The following is a 24,361-nucleotide window of genomic DNA, read 5'->3' as shown; positions in this document are numbered from 1 at the left end:
CCAGGCGGCGGTCGTCCGCGAGCCTTCAGACGAAGACGTCGATCAGCATGAACGCGGCCATCGCGAGCAGCAAGGCGGCGAAGGCCCGCTGCAGGGTGGTGCCGGAGAACTTGGACGCCAGCCGCTTGCCGTCCCAGGCGCCGAGGATGGCGGCGCCCACGAACGGGCCGAAGATCGCGGGATCGAGGGACGTGCCTCCGGCCGCCAGGCGGGTGGTGAGGGACACGACCGAGTTGATGAGGATGACGACGAGGCTGGTGCTGACGGCCATCCGCATCGGCAGGCGGAGCACGGACACCAGGGCGGGCACGGCGAGGAAGCCGCCGCCGACTCCCAGCAGCCCGGTCACCGCGCCCAGGCCGACCCCGGCCGCGGCGGTGCGCAGGTTCCCGTCCCTGCCGGCGGGCCCCCCGGGGATGCCGGCGGCGTCGCCGCCACCTGCGTCTTTCGCAACCAGGCCGCCCCCGCCGTCCTCGGCCGCGGTCGTCCCGCCGGCCAGCCGGGGCGCCGCCCGGGCGGCGGTCGCCTCCGCGCTCCCGGGCTGGCCGGAGCGGGACACGACGGCCCCTACGGCCGCTCCGGGTGCGGTGGCTTTCGGGGCGGCTGTCGCGGCCGCGGCGATCTGGCGGGTGCGGTGCGCCGTGCGGGTACCGCGCAGCATCGCCGCGGCGGCGAGAGCGGCCAGGACGGCGAACGCGGTGGTGAGCACGGCCTGCGGGATACGGTGCGCGAGCACGGACGCTCCGATGGCGGGTGCCACGCCGGCCGCGGCGAACAGCGCTCCGGTCCGCCAGCGGATGTTGCCGGTGCCGGCGTGGCGGGCGAGGGCGGTGACGGAGGTGGCGATGACGATGACCAGGCTGGTGGTCCCGGCGTCGGCGGGTGCGACGCCCAGGAGGTACACCAGGGCCGGGACCGCGAGCACACCCCCGCCACCGCCGAGCGCGCCGAGGGCCAGGCCGACCACAGCTCCGCAGAGCAGGGCGAGGATCAGGACGCTCATGCCGGGACGCCACCCGGGGCCGTGTCGGCGGGGTGCGTGACCGAGCCGTGCCATGCGGAGAAGCCGCCGCGCAGGTCGGTGGTGTCGAAGCCGCGGGCACGCAGCACGGACGCGGCCACCGATGAGCGGTTGCCGCTCGCGCAGAACACGGTCAGCGGCTGATCGGTCGGCAGTTCGCTCAGGCGGGCGACCAGTTCGGGCAGCGGAATGAGGCGGGCGCCGGGAATGGTGCCGTTGTCGCGCACCTCGCCCAGGCCGCGCACGTCCACCAGCTCGAGGCCGCCCGCGTCCTCGGCGAGGCTGCCGGCGAGGGCGTCGGCCTCCACGCGCACGGCGGCGGTCAGGTACTCGGCGCCGACGGCGTCGACGCCGGTGGTCAGGGCGCCGAGAACACGGTCGAAGCCGATGCGGGCGAGACGGTTGCGGGCCTCGCGCGCGGTGGCCGGATCGCCGCACAGGATGATGCCGTCCTGGGCGTCGAGCACCTCGCCGACGAGCTCGGCGAAGCGGCCGCCGAGGGGGACGTTGACCGCGCCGGGCACGTGGGCGGAGGCGAACGAATCCGGGTCCCGCGTGTCCAGGACGGTGGCGCCGCCCGTCCGGGCATCGAGGAAGGCGTCCGGGGTGAGAGAGGGGATGGGGGCGTCCTCGTCCAGGACCGGACGGGCCTGGCGGTTGCGCACGGATGTGAAGGCGAAGTAGGCGGGCGCGGCAGGCTGGCCTTCGGTCACGACGGAGACGAACTCGTCCTCGGTCATGTCGGCCAGGGCGTAGTTGCTGCGGCGCTGGATGCCGATCGTGCAGCTCAGCTCGGTCGAGAGGTTCTTGCCGCAGGACGAGCCGGCTCCGTGCGCCGGGTAGACGCGCGTGTCGTCGGGGAGGGTGAGCAGGCGCTCGCGGGTGGAGTGGTACAGGGCACGGGCCATCTCCTCGGCGGACCGGCCCCGGGCACTGAGCAGGTCGGGACGGCCGACGTCGCCGATGAACAGCGTGTCGCCGGTGAGAACCCCGTAGGGAATGGTGTCGCCGGCGTGTTCGCGTACGACGACGCAGATCGACTCGAGGGTGTGGCCCGGGGTGTGCAGGATCTCCAGGTCGACCTCGCCGAGGCTGAGGTGCTCGCCGTCGTCCAGGGGATCGGTGTCGAAGTCGAGGGTGCTGGCGGAGCCGTAGGAGACGCGGGCGCCGGTGCGCTCGGCCAGCTCCAGGTGACCGGAGAGGAAGTCCGCGTGGATGTGGGTCTCGATGACCCGCTCGATGGTCAGGCTGTGACGCTCGGCGGTGGCAATGTAGTCGTTGACGTCGCGCTGGGGGTCGACCACGACGGCCCGGCCGGTGGTGCGGTCGCCGACGAGGTACGAGGCGTGGGAGAGGCAGTCGAGGTAAAACTGCACGAAGACCAGCGGTCCGGTGGGGTTCGTCATGACGGGCTCCTGAGGATGAACGGTGGTTGCGCGCCAGGGCGTTGGGCCCGGGGTGCGGGTGGCGTGTCGGTGCGGCCGCTCGTCACGGGTGCGACGCGGCGACGGCAAGGTGGCCGGGCGCAGGGCGGCGTTGGTCGCCGGGGGCGGGGTCGCGCGGGTACGACCTGCCGGGCGCGGCAGGTGCGGCGGTCGGACCGTTTGCGGCCTTCGGGCGTCGGGTCAGGCGAGCCCGCGGAGCATGAGGTTCCAGTAGAGGAACGGCAGGCCGTGCCGCTTGAGGTACCACATGTCGGTGCGCTCGCGGATGGTGTTGATCACCGGGATCGACGGGGTGGGCTGCCCGCTGTAGTCGAACTCGGCGAGCAGCATCTTGTTGCGGGCCGTGGTCAGCGGGCACGAGGAGTAGCCGTTGTAGGTGGCCGTGGGTTCCCGGCCGTTCATCGTGGCGAGGAGGTTCTCGACGACCACGGGCGCCTGCTTGCGCACGGCCGCGCCGGTCTTCGAGTTCGGGGACGATCCGACGTCACCGAGGGCCCAGACGTTGGGGTACCTGACGTGCCGCATCGTGTGCTTGTCGATCTCGACGTAGCCGGCTGGGTCGTCGGCGCCGGCGAGCGGGCTGCGCTTGATCCAGTCCGGGGCGCTCTGCGGCGGTACGAGATGGGCCATGTCGTACGGCAGGGTCGTCCTGCCCCCGGTGCCCAGGTCGGTGACGACTACTTCGCGGGCCTCGGGCCGTACCTCGGTGACCTCGCTGCCGTAGTGGACGTTGATGCCGTACCGGCGGACCACGTCGTCGAGTACGCGTGCGAACTCCGGAACGCCGAAGATGGCGGCACCGGGGATCACGAGGTGAATGTCGATCTTGCCGAGGACGCCCTGCCCGCGCCAGAAGTCGGCGGCGAGATAGGCGATCTTCTGCGGGGCGCCGCCGCACTTGATGGCGCCCGTCGGCATGCTGAACACCGCGCTGCCCGAGCGGGTCGCGCGGATGAAGCGCCAGGTCGCGGGGGCGGTGCGGGGCAGGTAGTTGCTGGACAGGCCGTCCTTGCCGAGCCCGGCCTCCAGGCCGGGCACGCGGTCCCAGTCCAGCTGGATGCCGGGACAGACCACGAGGTGGTCGTAGGAGACGGTGCCGCCGTCGTCCAGCGTCACCTCCTGGCCCTCGGGGTCGACGGCCACCGCGGCGCGGCGGATCCACCGCACGCCCTTCGGCATGACGGACTCCTGCGGGCGGATGCTCTCCTTCAACGGCGCTCGTCCGCCGCCGACCAGCGTCCACAACGGTTGATAGTGGTGGGAAAGGCTCGGATCGAGCACTGCGACGTCCTGTTCACCGGCACGGCGAAGCCGAGCCGCGACCGAGATACCCGCGGTCCCGCCGCCGATGATCACGGTCCGGTGGTGCTGCTTGGTCACCAAGAGAACCCTCCCGCACGAGGCAAATGTACGTACATTTTAAGTTAGGCTCTGCGGCTCTGATGTGCAAGCCGCCTGCGGAAATCACACTTCTGTTGTACGTACATTTCGTCGCTCTGTGCTGCGACCGAGCACCCGCCCCCATCTGCCGCGCGGCCGGAGTGGGCGGAGGGCACGGCGGCACAACTCCGGGACCGCCGGGAGCGCTGGCACAGGTCCGGCTGGGGAAGGAGCGCGGATTCGGTGGTGGCCGCCTGCGCCGCCGATGACGGGCTCTCCGGCGGTCCCCGGCCTCAGCCGAGGACGCGCGCCCCCCATCGCGCCTCGGGGCGAGCCCGACAACGCAGCGAGCGTGCGTGCCAGGTGTCGCCTGGCAGGCGCGACTTTCGAAACACGCCCTGGCCCCGGGGCGGCTGGGCGTTGCGGCCCTCTCCGGCTGTCAGGTCCAGGGCGCGTCCGGGCCTCGTGGTTGCTCGGCACCGCCACGGAACAGCTCCGCGCGCAGATCGACGAGCTCACCGCGCGCCTGCGTGACATCGATGAGGAGATCGAAAACCTGGCGGTGGCCCGCAAGACGCTCCTCGCCCTACCGCCGATCGCTCCGAATCCGACCGATCCGCCGCCTGTCTTGCCGGACCACCCGGCCAACCAGCAGATCCTCAGTGTCTTCACCGACGCCGTCGGACCAATGCGCGCCCGCGACCTGTGCGAGCGCCTCGACCTCGCCGTCACGCCGAAGAACATCGAGAGCACCCGGCACAAGCTCAAACGCCTGGTCAGCCTCGGCGTCCTCGCCGAGCCCGAACCCGGCTTGTTCACCGAGCGCCGTCCGTAGCCGCCCTCCGCTGCGTGTCACCAGCCCGTCACGGCTGCCCGTCTCGTCACTGACTCAGGACATGATCGCTAATGGCCCGTCGTGCGGAGCCACCACATCGTTGCGACGAGCTCTTCGCCGAAGTCCTCGCACAGCGCGAGCAACTCGCGACCGGTGGACGAGTCGAGCAGCCCTTCGGAATCGGGGAAGGCCCGGAGGGCGCCGTGGCAAGCGGACTCGACAGCGAAGTTGCGTGAGGCGAAATAGCCCTCGCTGCTCGTCGGGTCCGCCAGGTTGGCGAGATACTGGCGGTGGGCTTCCTCCGAGGGGTGGGAGTAGAACGAGCCCTCGACGAGACCGTCGAGGTAGTTCGCCAGGCCGGACGACGTTTCGACTACTCGCTCGACTTCGTCCAGGGCTGGCTTGTCCAGCAACTCACCGAAGACCAGCAAGCCCCCGATGGTTTCCAATTGGACGAGCTGGACCGTGTCCGGGTCGACTTCGGACGCGAAGAGCGGGGCCGTGCACAGCTCGGCGATTGCTTGGCCGTATGCGTGATTCGACTGTTCACCAGCAGGTTCTGCTGCCAGTCGGAACAGCGACTCCAGCACATACGGGTCGACGCCCCAATCCGCATCCAATGCGAACCCGAGTACCGGCGCACGCCACCGCCATAGGGCCAGAGCGGCGGCCTGGCGCTGGTGAACGGGCTTCAGGTCAGCCAAACGCTCGATCTGCACCACGTCCGCGCGTCAACCCTTCTGTTCTGCCGTGCTCCGCTCGGCCCCTTCATCTCGGGACACTGTAGAAGCTGGCGAAGGACCGCGTGGTTGCCAGAGACGGTGCCTGACCCAAGCCAACGTCAGAATCGGGCATACCAGCTCAGAACGCCCTCTCGGAACGTCCTCTCATAGGTGAGTTGAAGGCCGGCCACCACCACCTCTGAGTCGACCGGGTCCCGGACCGGCAGACGCGGGCCGGTGGGAACCGGCCCGCGTCGGGTCAGCGCACGGTGACGGGCTTTGTGGTGGCTGTGCCGTTGGTCCAGCCGTTGCGGTGGGCAGTGATCTTGACCGTGATCTTCTGGCCACGGTCGGCCTTCACCAGGACGTAGGTGGACTTGGTCGCGCCGCTGATGGACGTGCCGTTGCGCTTCCACTGGTACGTGTAGGAGGTGGCGGACGGTGACCAAGTGCCGCGGGCAGCCGTCAGCTTGTAGCCGACCTTGACGGAGCCGGAGATCGACGGCGCGGTGGTGGCCTTCAGGGCGGGGCCGACCGCGACCTTCAGCGCGGGGGAGGTGGAAGCGACGGAGCCCGCGCCGTTGCTGACCGTGACCCGGCAGGACACCTTGTGGGCGTAGTCGGCAGAGGTGAGGGCGCGGGTCTTGGCGGTAGCACCGGACACGACCGTGCCGTCGCGCAGCCAGGACCAGGTGGCCTTGGTGTTGGTGCCGTTCCAGGCGGCGGAGCAGGTGAGGGTGGAGCCGGTTCGGGCCGTTCCGCTCACCGCCGCGTTGGTGGTGATCCGCGGCTTGGTCAGCAGGGTCTGCGACTGGGACCACACCTGGGAGGTGTAGCTGCCGCCGCCGGCGTACTCGGCCTTGCGCCACAGCACCGTGGCCCGGCCGTCCGGTCCGGCAGCCACCTCGCCGGCGAGGGCGTCCGTGTTGGGGACGGCGGCGACGGGGCTGCTGTTGAGAGCGGTGGCCTTGCTCCAGGTGCCGTCGGCGCGCACCGCCCACTCAAGGTAGTTGTCGTTGCCGTTGTCGATGCCCGGCACCTGCGGCCATACGACCTGCACGGTTCCGTCGGCGCCGATGGAGGCGTCCACCTGCCAGTTGACGTAGCCGGTGGACAGCGTCTTCGGCGCGGACCAGGTCCCGGTGCTCGCGGTACGGGTGACGGTCTGCACAACGGGGGTACCGGCGGTGCTGCTCCAGCCCGTCCACACGTACGTGACGTCACCGTTGGGCGCGGCCAGCGGTTCGCTGCCGTCGCTGTAGTTGATGGCGTAAACGGCGGTCTGAGCGGCACCCCAGCCGCCCGAAGGAATGGTGCGGGTGGCGGATTTGAGGTCGTCGGCGCTGCTGCGCCACAGCACGGTGGTGGCGTTCTTGGCGTCCATCGCCACCTGTACGTTGCTGGACGTGGCGTCGGTGCCGGGCAGCGCGGATGCGCTGCTCCAACTGCCTTGGGCCGAGGCGCGGGTGGCAGTGGAGAGCGTGTGGTCGCCGGTGGAGCGGCTGAATTCGTTCCAGACCACGGTGGCGGCGCCGCCGGGGGCCACCGCGAGGTCGAGGCTCCAGATGGATCCGGTGGAGGTGGAGCCCAGCGTCCGGGGTGCGGACCAGACCTGGTCACCGGGGGCAAGGGTGGCGGCCCTCACGTCGTAGTTCCAGTTTCCGTCGCCCTGGTCCCATACGGCGGTGAAGGTGCCGTCGGCCGCCGCGGCCAGGCGGGGCGTGGACATGTCCAAGCCGTCCCAGGCGGCGAGCGTGGCCGGAGCGGACCAGGCTGCCGTCGCCGGGTTCCAGCCGGCAGCGAGGGCGACCAGCGAACCGTCCGCACCACTGCCGTCCAGCCAGGTCACCACGGCCCGCCCGGCAGCGCTCACGGCGAGTACGGCCGGGGAACTCTTGTCACGTCCGGTCGCCAGGGTGTGCGGCGCACTCCACATCGCGCTGCCGGCGGGCCGGACGGCGGCCTGGAAGTCCCAACTGGTGGCCCCGGCGGCCTTGTCCCGCCACAGCGCGAACGCGGTGCCGTCACCGGCCACCTGGACATCGACCAGAGTCTGCTGGTCGTCCGCTCCGGTCAGGGCGACGGCGGTGTTCCACGGCCCTGCCGACGCTGTGTACCCGGCGGCGGTCGCGGGATGGGCGGTGCCCAACGCGACCGCGGCCACAGTGGCGGCGAGCGTCACGGCGACAGTCTTCGGTCTGCGTATCTTCAGTGCCATTACGGCTCCTGTCTCAGGCGGGCGCGTCTTGCACCCGGCATGCTCGCGGACATCGGAGCGAGGGGACGTAGCACCGGCCGAAGGTAAATGCCCTCATGCGGATCACGACGCCGCCGCTCCCGCGCCGTGGTCATGATGACAGGACGGAGTAATGGACCATGCTGCCGGGTGCGGCACAGCGCACGAGGCACTGTCACGTTGGCAAATGGCGTGGGAGGATCTTCGAGTTGATCATGGTGGAGGGGGTTGTCCGTGGGGGTCCGTCGCCGTCGTACAAGGGGCCCCGGTACCCGGTCGAGGTCATCTCCCACTGCGTGTGGCTGTACTTCCGCTTCAGGGTCAGACGACCCAGGCCGGAATCCCTGGACTTTAGGCCAGGAGCACGTCAAGAGAGCACGGAGTCCCCCGAGAGAAACGAACTCCCAAGGCCGGGCAGGCGGCACGCGAAGTACGCGGACAATGGGGAAGACACGGAAGATCCGGAAAACCCCCTCCCCAACTGTCACAGCGATGGCATACGCTGCGCCTGCGGCCGCGCCCTTCACGCTGTCTTCACATAGATGGCGTGCGGGCGTCGCGCGGCCCGACTCATCACCCGGTGTGTCCATCGGGCTTCTCTGTGGGGGTACGAATCAACGTGCGCATGCGCACCGTGTCGACCGCACTCGCGGTCCTCTTCAGCTCGACGGCCATGGCCGCGGGCGCCGCGGGTCCTGCTGCGGCGGACTCCAGCATGGCTCTCTCGATCTCCTCGTACGGCGACATCGCCGTGGACGGTGTCCACAAGCGGGTGTACATCAGCGATCCGGCCGGCAACAAGGTCGTCGTCACCGACTACGCGGGCAAACTCGTGGCGACTGTCCCGAATCTCTCCGGGGTACGGGACCTGGCGATCACGCCCGACTCCCGATCCGTCTACGCAGCCGTCCCGGGTGACGACGCCGTCGTTGCCATCGAGACGTCCACCTCGACCGCGGCCGCACGCTATTTGACCGGTGAGAACACCGACCCGCAGACCCTGGCGGTCGCCGGCGGCCGGGTCTGGTTCATGTACGGGCAACAGCCGTCGCACCACCTGGGATCGTTCGACCCCGCGCAAAGCACCCCCGAGATCGTTCTCGACCAACTCCCTGACCTGGGCTTCTACGACGCCCCTGAGTTGGAGTCAGCCGGGAACACTCTCGTGATCGGTACCCACGGAACTTGGTCGGGCCTCGCCGTGTACGACGTGTCCTCCGGAGCCCCCGTGCTGCGCAAGCAGGGCATGCCGACCGAGGCCGCGAACTACATGAACGACTTCGCGCTCAGCACCGACGCCAAGAAGATCGTCGCCGCCTCCGGCGAATCGCCCTACGCGGCGACCGCGATCAATGCAGATGACCTCAGCCGCACCGGCGCTTACCCGGTCGATGCGGGCAGCCCCAACTCCGCCGCGATCGCACCGGACGGCACGATCGCCCTGTCCACGTTCAGCTGGTACGACAAGGACATCTACATCTTCAAGCCCGGTGGGAAGACGCCCTACCGCACTTATACGTACGACTTGAACGCATCGGGCGGCGACACCATCGCCAACCAAGGGCTCGCCTGGGCCCCCGACGGAAGCAAGCTGTTCGCCATCGCGTCCGGCAACAGCGGTGCCCATCTGCGTGTCCTCGACAACGCGACTCGCTACCCGGTCAAGGTGAGTGTTTCGGCACCGGCCAAGGCGACCCGCGGCAAGCAACTCAGTGCCACCGGCAAGCTGACCTCGGACACGTCCTTCCCGTCCGGTTCGACGGTCACCATCACCCGCACCGACATCGACTCGCCCAAGGGCAAGTCACTCGGTGCGAAGACAGTCAGCTCCTCCGGCACGTTCTCCTTCACCGACGTGCCGCCAGCCGGCGGCAACGTCACCTACACCGCACAGTACGTTGGCGATGCCACCCACGCACCGGCGTCGGGCAAGGACACGGTCGCCGTGTCGCGCACCGCCACCTCCCTCACCCTCAACCACAACGGCGCGCTGTACTCCTACGGCGCCGATGTCTCGTTCACCGCGCACCTCGGGTCCACGTACAAGAACCGCACGGTCGAGATCTGGGCTGACCCGTTCGGCTCGGACAAGCCGAAGAAGCTGGTGAAGACCGGCACGGTCAATTCCCAGGGCAACTTGTCCGCCACGGTGGACATGACCCGAGACACCACGGTCACGGCGGTCTTCGCCGGTGACGCCCGCTCGGCCTCCAAGACAGTGAAGTCCACGGCCTACGCCAAGGTGAAGGTCTCCACGACGATCGCCAAGCAGTACAAGACGGCGAAGATCGGCTCCACCTCGTACGCGTACTTCCACAAGACGACCAACCCGGTCTTCACCACGACCATGACGTACTACAAGAATCGCTCGCAGAAGCTGAACCTGGAGATCTATTACCAGGGCAGGTGGTACGACGCGGGCTCGCAATACTTCGCGCTCGGCACCAACGGCAAGTCCATTGTGACCCTGACTGGTACACACGACACCGGCTACCGGATGCGCATGCGTTCCTCGTACGTCAACGGCTCCTCCGGCGACACCGTGAACTCCACCACCCACGGCGCCTGGAAGTACTTCTACTTCACCAAGTAGTAGGCCTCAGCAGGCACGGAAGGGTCACACAGGTGTGGGGCCCTTCCGCTTTCCGGTCCGTAGCCCGGCTGGTGAACTCGGGTTCGGATCTGGTTGGTGAACCAGATGTACACCTGGGTCTGCTTCTCGGTCTGCTCCATCTCCGGCTTCGCGTCATCCCCCATGGCGAAGCCGGCCTTCAGGTCGGCGGTGTGGCAGCGGGTCGGCTCGGCCTTGGCAGGGGAAGCCGCGCGGGTCGTTCCGCAAACAGGACCCGCAGTGCCCCGGCACACGCTCGAGGGTTGCGATCTCGAGGTGTAACTCGCTTAGGTAGGCTGCGCGTTGACCTTGAAGTGAGCTTGACTCTCATGAGGAGACCCCGTGGCCGAGCAGTCGACGCCTTCCGATGTGTCCCAGCAGCTCGACAGGATCAACACCACGCAGCCGCATACGGCCCGGATCTGGAACTACTGGTTGGGCGGCAAGGATCATTACCCGGTCGACCAAGCAGCCGGTGACCAGATCCGCCAGCTGCACCCGGGCATCGGCGACTACGCTCAGGCGGATCGGCTGTTTCTCGGGCGTGCGGTGCGGTACCTGGTTGCCGACTGCGGGATCCGGCAGTTCCTCGACATAGGTACCGGCCTGCCGACGGCCGACAACACCCACGAGGTCGCCCAGCGGCTGGCGCCGGAATCCCGCATCGTCTACGTCGACAACGACCCTCTGGTGCTCGTCCACGCGCGTGCCCTGCTCGCCAGTACACCCGAGGGGAAGACCGACTACCTCGACGAGGACCTGCGCAACGTCGACGTCATCCTGGAACACGCGGCGAAGACACTGGATTTCAGTGAGCCTGTCGCACTTATCCTCCTCGGAGTGGTGATTTTCCTCGAGGACCACGCCGAGGCGTGCGGCATCGTCAGCCGCCTGATGGATGCGCTGCCGTCCGGAAGCCACCTGGTCCTCTCTCACACGATCAAGGATCCGGCCATGCCCGATGTGGACGCGGCAGTGGCGTTCTGGAACGAGCACGGCACTCCGAAGCTCACCCAACGCACTCCTGGCCAGGTCACTCGGTTCTTCGAAGGCCTGGAACTCCTCGACCCCGGAGTGGTGTCGTGCAACCGCTGGCGCCCCGAGACGGGTGTCACCGGCATGCCGGACGAGGTGGCGATGTTCGGCGGAGTCGCACGCAAGCCATAGTGGTCAGCTCCGGAAGTCCTTCTGGGGTTGCCCGGTCTGGGCACGGCCGCAGGTCCCGGGGACGACCACCGGTTGCCGAGGGTCCGCTTGAGGCCCCGATCACACCGATTCGTCGTGGTCCTGTGCCCACACGGAACGTACGTGCCCGAGATGCCGCGCCATGCAGGCCATAGCGGCCTCCGGGTCACCGGCCACCATGTGGTCGAGGAGCTCGAGGTGTTCCTCGGCGGAGGAGATCAGCTCACCGCGCTCGTCGAGTGCGGTGAGGCCGTACAGCCGGGAGCGCTTGCGCAGATCGCCTACGGTCTCGACCAGTCGGTCGTTGCCGGACAGGGCGAGGAGGGCGAGGTGGAAGCGGCGGTCCGCCTCCAGATAGCCGATCAGGTCGTGCTCGCGGGCGCGTTCCACGATGGCCTGGGCGAGGGGGCGGAGGTCCTCGATCGCGTCCCGGGAGCACTTCTCGGTGATCCTGCCGATGGTGGGAACCTCGATGAGGGCGCGCAGTTCGGTGTACTGGTCGAGGTCGCGTTCGCTCAACTCGGTCACTCGGAAGCCCTTGTTGCGTACGGGTTCGACCAGCCCCTCGCGCGCGAGGTCGAGCATCGCTTCGCGCACGGGGGTGGCCGAGACGCCGAAGTCGGCGGCGAGGCCGGGCGCGGAGTAGATCTGGCCGGGGCGCAGTTCGCCGGCGATCAGTGCGGCATGCAGGGCCTGGGCGACCTGGTCACGCAGCCGCTCCCGGGCAGTGATCAGAGTGCGCTGCTTCAGGTCGCCCATGGTTGTTCCTCCGAGTGTTCGCCGGGCACCCAGCGTACAATGTCACGTTGCGCTGGGCGTCCGCTCGAGGCCTCGGTGGACCGCGGCCGCGACGGCGAGGTCCTGCCAGGCCATGCCCACGCTCTTGAAGAAGCGGGGGCCACCGGGTCCGGGGGAGACCCGGCCGGACACGAGATCGGCGAGTGTACCGGCGATCCGGTCGGGCGCGAGGGCCCCTTCACGCGCCGGAATGATCAGATCTCCGGCTTCCCGCAGTGCGACGGAGCGCGCCTCGACGAAGACACGGGAGCGGCGCACCAGCGCGGTGTCCGTCTCGCGGGCCTCCGGTTCGTGCGAGCCGACGGCGACGACGGTGGCGTGTTCGGGAACCAGTCGTCCGTCGAAGAGCGGCTCGCGTGCCGTGGTGCAGCAGAGGACCAGGTCGGCGCCGGACACCGCGGCCGGGGTTCCGGTGCGGGCGTCGAGGCCGAATGCTGTACGGGCGTGCGCGACGAGGGCCTCGGCGGCCGCCGCGGTACGCGACACGACGGTCAGCCTGGTCAACGGCCGTTCCGCGAGGGCCGCTTCCAGGTGGCCGTACGCCTGCGGACCGGCGCCGAAGAGCACCAGGTGCTCGGCGTCGGGTACGGCCAGGTGCCGGATGGCCACGGCGGAGACCGCCGGGGTGCGCAGCGACGTCAGCGCGGCGCCGTCCAGGAGCGCCAGAGGCATCAGGGTGGCGCCCTCCAGCAGCAGGTAGCCGCCGGTGATACGGGGAAGCCCGCGCCCGGGGTTGTCCGGGGCCACACCGGCGATCTTCACTCCCGCGTACGCCCCGGCGGCGGCGGGCATCAGCAGCAACTCGCCCGCCGGTACCGGGACGCCCGCGCGGGGCGGGCAGGTCTCCGGGTCGAGGCCCGCCCTCAGGACCTCCGCCACGGCGTCGGCCGCGGCGGAGGGGGACAGTGCGCGGGCGATGTCGTCCGCGTCGATGAACAGGAGGTCTTTCACGGCCGGCCCCTCACAGCAGGAATCCGGTCGCCAGGCTGTCGCCGGGCTCCACTACGAAGGTGTGCTCCCCGGTCCGGTGCGCGGTGCCGGTGACCTCGGTGACGATGCCTTCGCCCGTACCGGGGACGACCCGGCCGGTGAAGACGGTGCCGATGACCGACTCGTGGTGCAGGGTGTCGCCCGGGCGCAGCCTGCCGTCCTCGGCGAGCAGAGCGAGGCGGGCGGAGGTGCCGGAGCCGCAGGGCGACCGGTCGATCTGGCCGTCGGCGAAGACGGTGACATTGCACTGCGCGGGGCCCAGGGGGGTGTCGGGCAGCTCCTCGTACAGGATCACGCCGTAGACGCCGGACAGCAGCGGGCTGTCGGGGTGCCAGGTGGCGGGGTGGCCGGCCAGCGCTGCCCGGATCTCCTGGCCGGCGCGCACGAGCTCGTCCAGCGAGGCGACGTTCACGTCGAGGCCGAGCTGCGCCGCGGGCACCGAGGCGTAGCAGGCTCCCGAGTGCGCGATGTCGACGTCGGCCATGCCCCGGCTGGTGGCGACGGGGATCTTGCGGGCGGCCACCCTGGCCGGGACGTTGCGGAAGGTGATGCCGGTGGTGCGCCCGGCCGCGCGGTGCACGGTGGCGGACACCCGGCCCGAAGGAACGTCGATACGGACCTGGACGGAGCCGTCGTCGGGCGCGGCGACCAGTCCGCTGTCCACCGCCCAGGCACCGAGCGCGATCGTGCCGTGTCCGCAGGCGGTGGAGAAGCCGTCCTTGTGCCAGAAGAGGACGCCGAGATGGGCGCCGTCGTCGTCGGGCGGGACGACGAACCCGCCGTACATCCCGGCGTGGCCGCGGGGTTCCTGGACCAGCAGCCGGCGGATGTCGTCGAGCGGGCCGGAACGGGGGGCGGTGCCGGATCCGCCGGCGCCGATGGTGTTGGCGCAGCGCTCGGCGACCGTGTCGCCGGGGATCGCCGGCAGCCCTTCGGAGACGATGCGGAAGGGTTCGCCCGCGGTGTGGTAATCGGTGGTGCGTACGACGGTCACAGCAGGAAGCCTCCGGGGAACGGATCGCTCGGATCCAGGAAGTACTGGGCGGTGCCGGTGATCCAGGCCCGTCCGGTGACGGTGGGGACGACCGCGGGCAGTCCGCCGACGGTGGTCTCCTCGATCAGGCGGCCGGTGAACTCGGTACCGATGAAGGACTCGTTGACGAAGTCACGGCCGAGCGGGAGCTCGCCGCGGGCGTGCAACTGTGCCATACGGGCCGAGGTGCCCGTACCGCACGGCGAACGGTCGAACCAGCCCGGGTGGATGGCCATGGCGTGCCGGGAGCGGACGGCATCGGAGCCAGGGGCGGCGAGATAGACGTGCTTGACGCCGCTGATCTCCGGGTTCTCCGGGTGGACGGGCCGGTCGGTGGCGTTGATCGCGTCCATGATGGCCAGCCCGGCGGCAAGGAGGTCGTCCTTGCGGGCACGGTCGAAGGGCAGGCCGAGGGAGTCGAGCTGGACGAAGGCGTAGAAGTTGCCGCCGTATGCGATGTCATAGGTGACCGTGCCGTGTCCCGGCACTTCCACCTTGCGGTCGAGCGCAACGCAGAAGGCCGGGACGTTGGTGAGAGTGACGGACTTCGCCGCACCGTCCTCGACCCGCACATCGACGCTCACCAGTCCCGCCGGGGTGTCCAGGCGGACCGTGGTGACCGGTTCCACGACCGGCACCATGCCGGTCTCGACGAGCACGGTGGCGACGCCTATGGTCCCGTGGCCGCACATCGGCAGCAGCCCGGACACCTCGATGTAGAGCACGCCGTAGTCGGCGTCGGGCCGGGTGGGCGGCTGGAGGATCGCGCCGCTCATGGCCGAGTGGCCGCGGGGCTCGTACATCAGCAGGGTGCGGATGTGGTCGAGGTGTTCGATGAAGTGCAGCCTGCGCTCGGCCATGGTGGCGCCGGGGATGACACCGACGCCGCCGGTGATGACGCGGGTCGGCATGCCCTCGGTGTGCGAGTCGACGGCATGGAAGACGTGACGGGTACGCATGAAGTCCCCTTCTCGGCCGGTTGTTACTACTTGAGGCCCTCGGCGAGTGCCTTCTCGGTGGCGGCGCGCACGGACGCTTCCTGCGCGCCGGTGAGCGGGAATCGCGGCGGTCGGACGGCGCCGCCGGTGCGTCCCGCGATGTCCATGGAGAGCTTGATGGCCTGGACGAACTCGGTCTTGGAGTCCCAGCGCAGCAGCGAGTGCAGGGACTTGTAGAGCGGCAGCGCGGTCTCCAGGTCGCCGGCGACGGCGGCGTGGTAGAGGGTGGCGCAGGTGGCGGGCAGGGCGTTGGGGTAGCCGGCGATCCAGCCGACCGCGCCGGCGAGGGCGAGTTCGAGCAGGACGTCGTCGGCGCCGATCAGCAGGTCGAGGCCGGGGGCGAGTTCGGCGATCTCGTAGGCCCGGCGGACATCGCCGCTGAACTCCTTGACGGCGACGATGCTGCCTTCCTGGTGGAGCTGGGCGAGCAGGGCGGGCGTCAGGTCGACCTTGGTGTCGTACGGGTTGTTGTACGCGACGATGGGCACACCGGCCTTCGCCACCTCGCTGTAGTGGGCGCGTACGGCGGCTTCGTCGGCGCGGAAGGCGTTCGGCGGGAGCAGCAGAACGGAGCCCGCACCGGCCTCGGCGGCCTGCTCGGCCCAGCGGCGCGACTCCGCGCTGCCGTATGCGGCGACACCGGGCATCACGCGGGATCCGTCGCCCGCGGCCTCGACCGCGGTACGGACGACGCGGGCGCGCTCCTCGCTTGTGAGCGTCTGGTACTCGCCGAGGGAGCCGTTGGGCACGACGCCGTCGCAGCCGTTGGCGATGAGCCAGGCGACGTGCTCGGCGTAGGCGTCGTAGTCGACGGAGAGGTCGTCGCGCAGCGGCAGGGTCGTGGCGACCATGATTCCGCGCCAGGGGTGGTTGCGGGAGGCGGTGGGCTCTGCGGTCATGACGTGAGACTCCTACTCATCATGTGAGGTGTGACATTTTATTAGGGGTGCGCGGAGGCCACAAGGACCCGCCGTGCCCGCACGGCCGCCACGGTGAGGCGGCCGCAGGCTTCTCGGCGTCAGTCCTCCGTGCCGGCTTCCGCCGGGGGCGGCAGTTCGGCGAGGTGCTTCAGCGGTACCGGGCAGGACAGCGGGCGCCGGTCCGCCGCGGGTTCCTCCCCTGCCAGACACGCCACCGCCTGACCGCACATCCGGCCCTGGCACCAGCCCATGCCGGCGCGGGTCAGCAGCTTGACGGCCCGGGCGTCACGCGCGCCCAGTTCGGCCACGGCCTCCCGGATGCTGCCGGCCGGGACCTCCTCGCAGCGGCACACATCGGTGGCGTCGTCCAGCCAGTCGGTCCAGCCCGGCCGCGGCCGGTGCGCGGCGGCCATCGCGTCGGAGAAGGCGCGCAGTCGTGCCCGTCGCCGGGCGAGCCCGGCGGCGGCCCGCGGGTACGGCGTGCCGTGCAGCTCGTGGGCGATGGACGCGGCGGCCAGTTCGCCCTCGGTCAGGGCGAGTTCGGCGCCGCCGATGCCACCGGTCTCCCCCGCCGCCCAGACACCGGGAACGGAGGTGCGCTGGTCACCGTCGAGTTCCAGGGCGAGGGTGCCGTCCGGGGTGCGACGCGTGGCGCAGCCGAGGCCGGTGGCCAGTTCCAGCTGGGGGACCAGACCGTGGCCCACCGCGAGCGCGTCGCACGGAATGCGCCGGCCGGTGCCGGGCACGGGCCGCCAGTCATGGTCGAGGCGGGAGACGGTGACGGCCTCGACCCGGTCCTTGCCGTGGGCGGCGGTGACCGCGTGCCGGGTCAGCAGTCGGACGGAGTGCCGCAGCAGGCCGCCTCCGTGCACGGCGCCCTCGACGAGCTTGCCCGGGTTGCGTACGAGGGAGGGGACTTCACGCGCGTACGCCGTGTAGGAGGCGGCCTCCACGACGGCGGGCACCCGGGCCCCGGCGGCGGCGAGCGAGCCCGCCACGGCCAGCAGCAACGGGCCGCTGCCGGCCACCACGATCCGCTTGCCGGGAAGCACCAGGCCGGACTTGAGCATGGCCTGCGCGCCGCCCGCACCCACGACCCCCGGCAAGGTCCATCCGGGGAAGGGGAGTTGCCTCTCGTACGCGCCGGTGGCGAGCAGCACCGCGGAGGCACGGACCGTGGCGGCCGTCTCCTCGGGACCGGCGACGGCGTGCAGCCGCCAGCCGTCCGGGTCGCGAACGACCGTCCACACATGATGGGCCGTCAGATGAGTGACCTTGCCGTACCGCTGGTGATCCCGCAGCCTGTGCGCCCGTCCGGCGAAGGCGCGCCAGCCGTGGTGCAGGGCTTCCGGGCGCCGGGCGCCGAGACCGGGCGCGGGGTGGCGGTAGAACTGCCCGCCGGGTCGCTCTCCCGCGTCGAGCAGGGTGACGCGCAGGCCCAGGTCGGCCGCCGCGACGGCGGCCGCGAGCCCTGCGGGGCCCGCGCCCACGACGGCGAGGTCGGTCGGCGCGGTCGGTTCAGACGGCGAGGTCGGCATGGCCGGTCCCCTCCTGGGTGGTGAGGATGTCGCCGGGCCGGGCGGGGACCAGGCAGGCACGCTGATTGGGGCGGCCGTTGACGGTGAGCAGGCAGTCGTAGCAGGCTCCGATGCCGCAGAACGCTCCGCGCGGCGCACCGCTGCCCCGGGTGGTGCGCCAGGCGAGGATGCCGGCGTTCCAGAGCACGGCGGCGAGGCTCTGCCCGGGCAGCGCGGTCAGCGGACGGCCGTCGAAGATGACCTCGAACGACGCCTCCGGTTCCGCCCGTACGAGCGCCTGCGGTGAGGGGTCGGGGCTCATCGGTCGGCTCCTTGACGGTCAAAGCGTTCCGGGCGGAACGGGGTCAGGTCCAGGTCGGGCCTCTCGCCGCGCAGTACGGAGGCGATGAGCAGCCCGGTGGCCGGGGCCAGGCCGATGCCGGCTCCCTCGTGGCCGCAGGCGTGGTGAAGGCCGGGCACCCGCGGGTCGGGGCCGATCGCCGGGAGGTGGTCGGGGAGATAGGGGCGGAAGCCGTGGTAGACGCGCATCGCGTGGACGTCCGCGAGGACCGGGAAGAGGGCGGCGCCCTGGGCGGCGAGGCGGCGCAGCGCCTCGGTGGACAGAGTCCGGTCGAAGTCGACGCGTTCACGGGTGGCGCCGATGAGCACGGGCCCCGAGGGGGTTCCCTCGACGACGGCGGAGGACTGCAGGGCGGCGGAGCCGCTGGCGACGTCGGCGATGTAGTCCGCGGCGTACACCTTGTGGCGGACGACCCGCGGCAGCGGTTCGGTGACGAGGACGAAACCGCGGCGGGGGAGTACCGGCAGGTGTGTGCCGGCGAGTCCGGCGAGCTGTCCGCCCCAGGTGCCGGCGGCGTTGACGACGGCCGGGGCGAGGAGTTCGCCGCGCGGGGTGCGTATGCCGCGAACGGCGCCGTCCGGGCCGGTCAGGACTTCGGTGACCTCTTCGCCGAAATGCAGCCGGGCACCGTGGCGGCCGGCCGCGCGCAGCAGTTCGGCGGCGGCCCGGGCGGGCTGGACCTGGGCGTCCTGGGGGTAGTGGAAGGCCCCGGCGAGGCCGGGGGCCAGATGGGGTTCGAGGTCGTGGAGCCGGTCCGTGGTGACCTCGTGGGCCTCGACGCCCGCCCCGCGCTGGCCTTCGGCGAAGGTGCGCAGGGCGGACAGGGTGGCCTCGTCGGGCGCCACGACGAGGCCACCCTTGGGCTCGTACTCGGTCTCCGGTGGGAGGGCCGAGCGCAGTTCGCGCCAGAGTCGGGTGGACAGCAGCGCGAGGTCGAGCTCGGGGCCCGCTTCCTTGTCGGAGACGAGCAGATTGCCTTCCCCCGCGCCGGTGGTGCCGCCCGCGACGGGACCGCGGTCGACGACGGCGACGCAGAGGCCGGAGCGGCTCGCGTAGTACGCGCAGGCGGCTCCGACGACGCCGGCACCGACGATCACGGCGTCCAGGGAGTGTCTCTTGGGCACGACAGTAATATGTCACATTGCCATGTGCCCGCCAAGGGTTTCACACCGCGGATCTCGCGATCAGCTGCGCAGCGGACCGTCACAGGAGTAACTGGACGTTCCGGCGGCGCCGTTGGTCCAGATCTCGACCGGGCCGAAGGAACAGTTCATGTCGGCCAGGTTGTTGGCCGCGGCCCCGGCGCGCTCGAGGATGAAGTAGTCGACCGTCTCGGACATGTCCTTGAAGACCTGGTCCGGGTTGCGGGAGTCCTTCAGGTTCGCCGTGATCCTGCCGGTGCAGATGAAGCGCCGCTTGCCCGTGTCGCCGTTCTCGACGCAGTCGGGGTTGTTCCAGGTGGCCGAGGAGAAGGTGGAACGCACCGACTCCAGCGAGGAGTCGCGCAGCTGCCCGTTCGGCGTGAAGGTCGTGTTGGGCACGAAGAGCTGGTCGACCTTGGCGATCTGCGCGTCCAGGAAGCGGTCGTAGTCGCGCTGCAGATAAGGGTCCGCGCCGAGCCGGTTGCGCCAGTCGTCGAAGCCGGCCGGGTCGTTCGCGCGCAGGTGCCCGTACATCTCCCGCAGCAGCGAGGGCCGCTCGGTCCACAGGAACTCGAAGAAGGTGCCCGCGTACGAGTAGAAGCGGAAGCCGTCCCTGTCGTAGGTGGCGTGCAGCAGCTGGTCGACGGTCATGCGCGGGCGGCCGCCCGCCGTGTCGTCGATGACGGAGCGCACCAGGGACTTGCGGACGGCGATGCCGTCGTCGCGGGTCGCGCCGTCGAAGAACTCGGCCGTGCCCTCGTCCATGGCGGTGGTGCGGTCCCCCTGGTACCAGGGGCCCTCGCCGAAGTTGCCGGGCACCGCGAAGCGGCCGTTGAGGTAGTGCACGTACTCGTGGCGGAAGAGCTCCTCGAGGGTGAGGGAGGAGTCCTGCGGGACCCGGCGCTGGTAGGTGTAGAAGGTGGCGCCGCGCTCGATGTAGATGCCGCCGTTGTTGGTGCCCATATCCGTGAGGATCGGGTGGTAGTTCTCGTAGTCGGCGCGGGAGGCGTACAGCACGATGTTCAGCGTGGAGTTGGTGTCCCCGGCGAGCGGCTGGTCGGAGCCGACCACCCGGTGGAACTGCGCTTTGACGCGCTTGCTCGCGTAGTAGAGCTGGTCGACGGTGGCCCGGTCGAGTGCGGTACGGACCTTGATGGCGCCGTTGTCGTACGCGTACGTGTAGGGGAAGAGCTGCTTGTCGATGTCCTCCTTGCACACGCCGTACGGCTTGCACGCGTCGTAGTAGTTGAGCCAGGACACGACCTTGGCCCACTGCTCGCTGCCCGCGCCGAAGGTGGACTTGGCGGTGTCCAGCACCTGGCCGAGGCCGGCGACGGTCTCGTCCCTGAGTGCGGCGATCTGGCCGAAGCGGCCGAACTCACTCAGCGCGTCGCGCGCCACCCAGGCGTTGGCCGTGCCCTTGAGGTGGCCGTATCCCGCGAAGGCCTTGAAGACAGCCCGGTACGAGGCGTCCTGGGCGACCGCGGCATGGAACGCGGTGTCGTTGTTGCCCGGGTAGACGCCCAGGTAGTTCACGGACAGCGCGGCGAGGGCGGCTCCGGCCCAGTTGCTGTCGAGGTTGGTGGCGGTGTGGCCCGGGTCCATGGTGGCCAGGACCTTCTTGATGAGCCCGAGCTGGTGCTGGCGCAGACCGGGGGCGCTCGCCGCGTAGAGGGCCTCGCGCAGGGTGTTCGCGTTGGCCGGGGTGACGTCGAAGGTGCGGGCGGCGTTGCCGAAGTCGGCCACCGCGGCGCGCATGGCGTCGACGGTCGGTGCGTCGGTGACGTCGATCTCGCTCCGAGAGAAGTCGTGGTACGCCACCGCGTGGAGATAGGTGAACATCTCCTCGAGGTGCGTGCCGTTACGGCCGTCGTGGGAGGCGGCCAGGCTGGATATCCGCCGGGAGACCGCCTGGACATGGGCGTCCGACATGACGTTCGCGAGACGTGCGTCCCAGGTCCAGATCAGGTCGCGCAGACAGCCGTCGGCGGTGACGGCCGGGTCCGCGAGGAAGTCCGCGAACTGCTCCGGGCTCAGGTTTTTGATGCCGTCGAGGGTGCAGGGGACCCCTGCGGCGAGGGCGGTGGAACGAGGTGCGGCCGGGGCCTTCCCGGGAGTGACGGCCCCGGGGATACGGCCCGCGGGCCGGCCGCCGGGCGCCGGGGCGGGTGCGACGGTGACCTGGGGGGCCTTGGCGAGGTGTTCGACCTCGTCGAAGGGGTTGGGTGCGGCCGGGCCCGGCCGCGCGGCGAAGGCCGCCGGGACACCGGCCGGTGCTTCGGCCGCCTGGACGGCGGGGGCGGCCGGCAGGGCGCAGGCCACCGCGACGGCGGTGGCGAGCAGGGTCGTGCGCACGGTTCTGAGCTGGGACACCGAATGCTCCTGTGTGGGAGGTGATGTGGGGGTGTGCAGCGGTGCGAAAGGTGCGGATGGCGCAGAAATGGCCGGTGACCTAGGGTCCGGCCACGCCATGTGACCCGTAACATAGTAATGTGAAATTGCACTGACAACCCCTCAGTCAACATCCGGGCGATCCCATGGCCGAAAGCCCCACCGGTACACCGGCAGTCACGACCTCCCCGTCTCGCCCGAACTGGCCGCATTCTTGGGTGAGATCCGGTCGGCGACGCCGCTTCCCACGGACGCGCGCGTGGTGGGCCACTCCGTCACCCCGGCCCGCCGCGCCCGGCTCTCCGCCCGCTTCCCCGGCGAGCGGCTCATCATCCCGGCCGGCGAGCTGAAGGTCCGCTCCAACGACTGCGACTACCGCTTCCGCCCGCACAGCGCCGTGGTGACCGGTAAGCACTGGTCAGTGGGTGGCCAAGCTTGGTAAGTGGTGACGGTCGACCGGCGTGGTTCGCGGTCCGGAATCGCAGTTGCCGACCAGATCACTCCGTTACGGGCAGGCACTCGGCGAGCAGGTCGACGACGTCGCGCCAAGCTCGCTGCGCGTGCCGTGGGTGGTAGCCGACGCCGGGGAGCACGGTGTGGTCGACCGGTGGATGGTGGAAGGCGTGCAAGGCGCCCCCGTAGACCACGAGGCGCCAGTCGACGCCCGCGGCCTGCATCTCGGCGGTGAATGCGTCCCGTTGCGCGGGCGGCATGATCGGGTCTTCCGACCCGACCCCGGCCCACACCGGGCAGCGAATGCGCGCCGCCTCGCCCGGTCGGCCCGTGGTCAGTGCGTTGACTGTCCCGATCGCGCGCAGGTTGACGCCGCCGCGCCCGAGTTCCAGCGCGATGGCGCCCCCGGTGCCATAGCCGACGGCGGCGATCCGGTCGGGGTCGGTCCGCGGTTCGGCGCGGAGCACGTCGAGCGCCGCATGGCCGATGCCTCGCATCCGCTCGGGTTCGGCGAGCAGCGGCATGCAACGGGCCAGCATCTCCCCGGGGTCGCCCAGATAGCGCCCGCCGTGGAGGTCGAAGGCCAGCGCCACGTATCCCAGCTCGGCGAGCGCATCGGCCCGGCGGCGCTCGACGTCGCTGAGCCCCATCCCCTCAGGCCCGACCAGGACCGCGGGCCGGCGGTCGACACCGGCCGGGAGTGCGAGGTGCCCGGTCATCGTCAGGCCGTCGGCCGGGTATTCGACCGTGCGCGTTGTAACCGTCGTCATAAGCCTGGACTGTAGTGATCGCCGAGCCCGGTCGGGCCGGTGTTCTGCCGCTGGCAGAAGGCAGGTCTCTGGCGTATTCCGGTCCCACCCCCGTCAGCGGTTCAGCTGAGCCGTCAAGTCCCGGTCCGCGGAGCGTGCGGCGGCGAGGTTCTCGTCGTGCTCGGCGAGTTCGGAGCGGAGGTCGAGTCTTCTCGCCGACTCGCTGAGTGCTGTGGCGATCGACGATCGGCGGAAGTCGGAGCGCCAGACGTCGATCACATCACCGTGGTCGTTGGTGATGAGGTACTCGGGCCACCGGTCAAATGCTGAGCACGGGTGCGAGATCCCGAACTCGACGACATCCGTCACCTCAAGATTCCATGCGTCGGAGAGCACGGTGTGGTGGTCGTACAGCGCGCGCACACGTCCGCGGACATCGGACTTGTCCCGTCCGGCCGCCGTGCTGGCGGACAGAAGGATCGGCGTCTCGGTGTCGTAGGGAAGGTCGCGCTTCCCGGCTCCGACCACGGCGGTGCCGTCCTCGGCGGCGGACACGACGACCGCGCGCACGGCCAGGGCTGGGACGAGGCCGGGAATCGGGCTTACGCGGGCGTAGACGCCATGATCGTGCGTGACATAGCAACCGGACCTGAGCAACCGGATTGTGCCCGGAACGTCGTCATCCGTCGGGAGGAAGTCGACGACACGGTCAGGAAAGGCCGATCCGCCCATCGAGTACACGGGGCGGTCGGTCTCGAAGAGTCCGGCGACGTCGACGTAGACGTCGCGGACCCGGCGGCAGTGTTCGTCCACGGCCGCAAGCGTTTCGTCGGTCCTTGTGTTCGGGGCGACGCCTTCGTACCCGGCGACTCCCACGAGCCGGAGTCCGGGAGCCGCTCGGACGAGCTCCGCTGTGCGGCGGGCCTGCTCCGGGTCGCGGATACCGGTGCGGCCACCCGGGGTGCCGATGTCCAAAAGCACTTCGAGAGCGGGGCCGTGCGCGCCGAACACCTGTTTCGCTGCGGCGATTCCGGCCGCGGAGTCGACGAAGCACCGGATCTTCCGTTCCGGCTCGGCGGCGAGCCAGGCCCGAAGTCGCGCCAGTCCGAATGGATCGACGATCTGGTTCGCGATGAGGACGGTGTTGTGTCCCCAGCCGAGCACGGTCGCGACCTGGTCGACGGTGGCAACGGTGACGCCGACGGCGCCGGCCGCGATCTGTCGTTCGATGATGGGAGCGGACATCGTAGTCTTGACGTGGGGAGCAAGCGCGACGTCATGGGTCTTGCACCAGTCGGCCATGACGCGGATGTTGTGGTCGAGGGCGGCGGCGTCGAGACGCAGCTGGGGGTATGCGGCGGGAATCACGGCTGTTCCTTCAGGTGGCTGCTCGGCAGGGTGTCAGCGCAAGTGGATGGACTCAGGGCTTACAGCGCGCTCGGTGCCGGGCCGGGACGTGCTCCTTGCGGGCGGCGTTTCGCGACGACATCCGGTAGCCGCCGATGAGAATCGCTGCCCAGACCGGCAGGGCGTACAAGGCGATGCGCCGGCCCTCGTCGAACGCGAGGAGAATC

Annotated in this window: 19 protein-coding genes and 3 pseudogenes; 5 read left to right on the top strand and 17 right to left on the bottom strand. The window is 70.3% G+C overall.

What is annotated here, in order from left to right; all coding sequences use genetic code 11:
- Positions 1 to 25: 25 nt before the first annotated feature.
- The 3 genes from AB0N06_RS22265 to AB0N06_RS22255 form a co-directional block, all read right to left on the bottom strand.
- Positions 26 to 1,003, bottom strand: coding sequence for a sulfite exporter TauE/SafE family protein (locus AB0N06_RS22265; protein ID WP_366136415.1), 978 nt, complete (start codon positions 1,001 to 1,003; stop codon positions 26 to 28).
- Entirely contained in the window at positions 1,000 to 2,427 is a 1,428-nt protein-coding gene (locus AB0N06_RS22260; protein WP_366136414.1) for a rhodanese-like domain-containing protein, read from the bottom strand. The genes AB0N06_RS22265 and AB0N06_RS22260 overlap by 4 nt, the downstream gene beginning before the upstream one ends.
- A 219-nt stretch (positions 2,428 to 2,646) precedes the next feature.
- Positions 2,647 to 3,849, bottom strand: coding sequence for an FAD/NAD(P)-binding oxidoreductase (locus AB0N06_RS22255; protein WP_366136412.1), 1,203 nt, complete (start codon positions 3,847 to 3,849; stop codon positions 2,647 to 2,649).
- Between the two features lie 466 nt (positions 3,850 to 4,315).
- On the opposite strand from AB0N06_RS22255, the gene AB0N06_RS22250 reads away from it, so the two are divergent.
- On the top strand, positions 4,316 to 4,681 hold the full coding sequence (locus tag AB0N06_RS22250) for a hypothetical protein (RefSeq protein ID WP_366136411.1): 366 nt from the start codon (positions 4,316 to 4,318) through the stop codon (positions 4,679 to 4,681).
- Positions 4,682 to 4,749: 68 nt separating this feature from the next.
- Here the strand turns inward: AB0N06_RS22250 and AB0N06_RS22245 are convergent, their stop codons facing one another.
- Both AB0N06_RS22245 and AB0N06_RS22240 read right to left on the bottom strand, forming a co-directional pair.
- Positions 4,750 to 5,403, bottom strand: a complete 654-nt coding sequence (locus tag AB0N06_RS22245; RefSeq protein ID WP_366136410.1) for a hypothetical protein — start codon at positions 5,401 to 5,403, stop codon at positions 4,750 to 4,752.
- Positions 5,404 to 5,662: 259 nt separating this feature from the next.
- Positions 5,663 to 7,621, bottom strand: coding sequence for a hypothetical protein (locus AB0N06_RS22240; protein ID WP_366136409.1), 1,959 nt, complete (start codon positions 7,619 to 7,621; stop codon positions 5,663 to 5,665).
- A gap of 233 nt (positions 7,622 to 7,854) precedes the next feature.
- On the opposite strand from AB0N06_RS22240, the pseudogene AB0N06_RS22235 reads away from it, so the two are divergent.
- Both AB0N06_RS22235 and AB0N06_RS22230 read left to right on the top strand, forming a co-directional pair.
- Positions 7,855 to 7,956, top strand: a pseudogene (locus tag AB0N06_RS22235) (IS6 family transposase); the annotation flags it as partial.
- A gap of 308 nt (positions 7,957 to 8,264) precedes the next feature.
- Positions 8,265 to 10,232 carry an Ig-like domain repeat protein gene (locus AB0N06_RS22230; protein ID WP_366136408.1) on the top strand — a complete coding sequence of 656 codons (1,968 nt, stop codon included), beginning with the start codon at positions 8,265 to 8,267 and terminating at the stop codon, positions 10,230 to 10,232.
- A gap of 89 nt (positions 10,233 to 10,321) precedes the next feature.
- On the opposite strand, the pseudogene AB0N06_RS22225 reads toward AB0N06_RS22230, so the two are convergent.
- Positions 10,322 to 10,462 (bottom strand): annotated as a pseudogene (locus tag AB0N06_RS22225) (DUF4232 domain-containing protein); the annotation flags it as partial.
- Positions 10,463 to 10,592: 130 nt separating this feature from the next.
- On the opposite strand from AB0N06_RS22225, the gene AB0N06_RS22220 reads away from it, so the two are divergent.
- Positions 10,593 to 11,417, top strand: coding sequence for an SAM-dependent methyltransferase (locus AB0N06_RS22220; protein ID WP_366136406.1), 825 nt, complete (start codon positions 10,593 to 10,595; stop codon positions 11,415 to 11,417).
- Positions 11,418 to 11,516: 99 nt separating this feature from the next.
- Here the strand turns inward: AB0N06_RS22220 and AB0N06_RS22215 are convergent, their stop codons facing one another.
- The 9 genes from AB0N06_RS22215 to AB0N06_RS22175 all read right to left on the bottom strand — a co-directional run bounded on the left by AB0N06_RS22215 (position 11,517) and on the right by AB0N06_RS22175 (position 21,567).
- Entirely contained in the window at positions 11,517 to 12,194 is a 678-nt protein-coding gene (locus tag AB0N06_RS22215; RefSeq protein WP_366136405.1) for a GntR family transcriptional regulator, read from the bottom strand.
- A gap of 42 nt (positions 12,195 to 12,236) precedes the next feature.
- On the bottom strand, positions 12,237 to 13,184 hold the full coding sequence (locus AB0N06_RS22210; protein ID WP_366136404.1) for an ornithine cyclodeaminase family protein: 948 nt from the start codon (positions 13,182 to 13,184) through the stop codon (positions 12,237 to 12,239).
- A gap of 10 nt (positions 13,185 to 13,194) precedes the next feature.
- Entirely contained in the window at positions 13,195 to 14,217 is a 1,023-nt protein-coding gene (locus tag AB0N06_RS22205; protein WP_366136403.1) for a proline racemase family protein, read from the bottom strand.
- Positions 14,214 to 15,215 (bottom strand): proline racemase family protein, encoded by a 1,002-nt coding sequence (locus tag AB0N06_RS22200; protein ID WP_366136402.1) that lies wholly within the window; start codon positions 15,213 to 15,215, stop codon positions 14,214 to 14,216. Before AB0N06_RS22200 ends, AB0N06_RS22205 begins: the two co-directional genes overlap by 4 nt.
- 26 nt (positions 15,216 to 15,241) lie before the next feature.
- Entirely contained in the window at positions 15,242 to 16,153 is a 912-nt protein-coding gene (locus tag AB0N06_RS22195; RefSeq protein ID WP_366136401.1) for a dihydrodipicolinate synthase family protein, read from the bottom strand.
- A 119-nt stretch (positions 16,154 to 16,272) separates the two neighbouring features.
- Positions 16,273 to 17,712 carry an FAD-dependent oxidoreductase gene (locus AB0N06_RS22190; RefSeq protein ID WP_366136400.1) on the bottom strand — a complete coding sequence of 480 codons (1,440 nt, stop codon included), beginning with the start codon at positions 17,710 to 17,712 and terminating at the stop codon, positions 16,273 to 16,275.
- A complete protein-coding gene (locus tag AB0N06_RS22185; RefSeq protein WP_366136398.1) occupies positions 17,693 to 18,013 on the bottom strand; it encodes a (2Fe-2S)-binding protein in 321 nt (106 codons plus the stop codon). Before AB0N06_RS22185 ends, AB0N06_RS22190 begins: the two co-directional genes overlap by 20 nt.
- Positions 18,010 to 19,176, bottom strand: a complete 1,167-nt coding sequence (locus AB0N06_RS22180; RefSeq protein WP_366136397.1) for an FAD-dependent oxidoreductase — start codon at positions 19,174 to 19,176, stop codon at positions 18,010 to 18,012. The genes AB0N06_RS22185 and AB0N06_RS22180 overlap by 4 nt, the downstream gene beginning before the upstream one ends.
- A gap of 60 nt (positions 19,177 to 19,236) precedes the next feature.
- Positions 19,237 to 21,567 (bottom strand): collagenase, encoded by a 2,331-nt coding sequence (locus AB0N06_RS22175; RefSeq protein WP_366136396.1) that lies wholly within the window; start codon positions 21,565 to 21,567, stop codon positions 19,237 to 19,239.
- A gap of 130 nt (positions 21,568 to 21,697) precedes the next feature.
- Between AB0N06_RS22175 and AB0N06_RS22170 the strand changes: the two are divergent.
- Positions 21,698 to 21,982 (top strand): annotated as a pseudogene (locus tag AB0N06_RS22170) (aminopeptidase P N-terminal domain-containing protein); the annotation flags it as partial.
- Between the two features lie 100 nt (positions 21,983 to 22,082).
- Here the strand turns inward: AB0N06_RS22170 and AB0N06_RS22165 are convergent.
- Positions 22,083 to 22,808 carry a dienelactone hydrolase family protein gene (locus AB0N06_RS22165; protein ID WP_366136395.1) on the bottom strand — a complete coding sequence of 242 codons (726 nt, stop codon included), beginning with the start codon at positions 22,806 to 22,808 and terminating at the stop codon, positions 22,083 to 22,085.
- Between the two features lie 93 nt (positions 22,809 to 22,901).
- Positions 22,902 to 24,155 carry an alanine racemase gene (locus tag AB0N06_RS22160; RefSeq protein WP_366136394.1) on the bottom strand — a complete coding sequence of 418 codons (1,254 nt, stop codon included), beginning with the start codon at positions 24,153 to 24,155 and terminating at the stop codon, positions 22,902 to 22,904.
- Positions 24,156 to 24,361: the final 206 nt, after the last annotated feature.

Origin of the sequence: Streptomyces sp. NPDC051020, from assembly GCF_040683105.1 — a bacterium.
Classification (GTDB): domain Bacteria; phylum Actinomycetota; class Actinomycetes; order Streptomycetales; family Streptomycetaceae; genus Streptomyces.
The sequence above is the reverse complement of the archived record's forward strand: the minus strand, read 5'-3'. Positions and strand labels throughout refer to the sequence as shown.

What these genes read in the sequence shown, in the direction of transcription:
- AB0N06_RS22215 (WP_366136405.1), bottom strand. Translation starts at nt 12,194, where the DNA reads ATGGGCGACCTGAAGCAGCGCACTCTGATCACTGCCCGGGAGCGGCTG.
- AB0N06_RS22185 (WP_366136398.1), bottom strand. Translation starts at nt 18,013, where the DNA reads ATGAGCCCCGACCCCTCACCGCAGGCGCTCGTACGGGCGGAACCGGAG.
- AB0N06_RS22200 (WP_366136402.1), bottom strand. Translation starts at nt 15,215, where the DNA reads ATGCGTACCCGTCACGTCTTCCATGCCGTCGACTCGCACACCGAGGGC.
- AB0N06_RS22260 (WP_366136414.1), bottom strand. Translation starts at nt 2,427, where the DNA reads ATGACGAACCCCACCGGACCGCTGGTCTTCGTGCAGTTTTACCTCGAC.
- AB0N06_RS22240 (WP_366136409.1), bottom strand. Translation starts at nt 7,621, where the DNA reads ATGGCACTGAAGATACGCAGACCGAAGACTGTCGCCGTGACGCTCGCC.
- AB0N06_RS22190 (WP_366136400.1), bottom strand. Translation starts at nt 17,712, where the DNA reads ATGCCGACCTCGCCGTCTGAACCGACCGCGCCGACCGACCTCGCCGTC.
- AB0N06_RS22230 (WP_366136408.1), top strand. Translation starts at nt 8,265, where the DNA reads ATGCGCACCGTGTCGACCGCACTCGCGGTCCTCTTCAGCTCGACGGCC.
- AB0N06_RS22165 (WP_366136395.1), bottom strand. Translation starts at nt 22,808, where the DNA reads ATGACGACGGTTACAACGCGCACGGTCGAATACCCGGCCGACGGCCTG.
- AB0N06_RS22265 (WP_366136415.1), bottom strand. Translation starts at nt 1,003, where the DNA reads ATGAGCGTCCTGATCCTCGCCCTGCTCTGCGGAGCTGTGGTCGGCCTG.
- AB0N06_RS22195 (WP_366136401.1), bottom strand. Translation starts at nt 16,153, where the DNA reads ATGACCGCAGAGCCCACCGCCTCCCGCAACCACCCCTGGCGCGGAATC.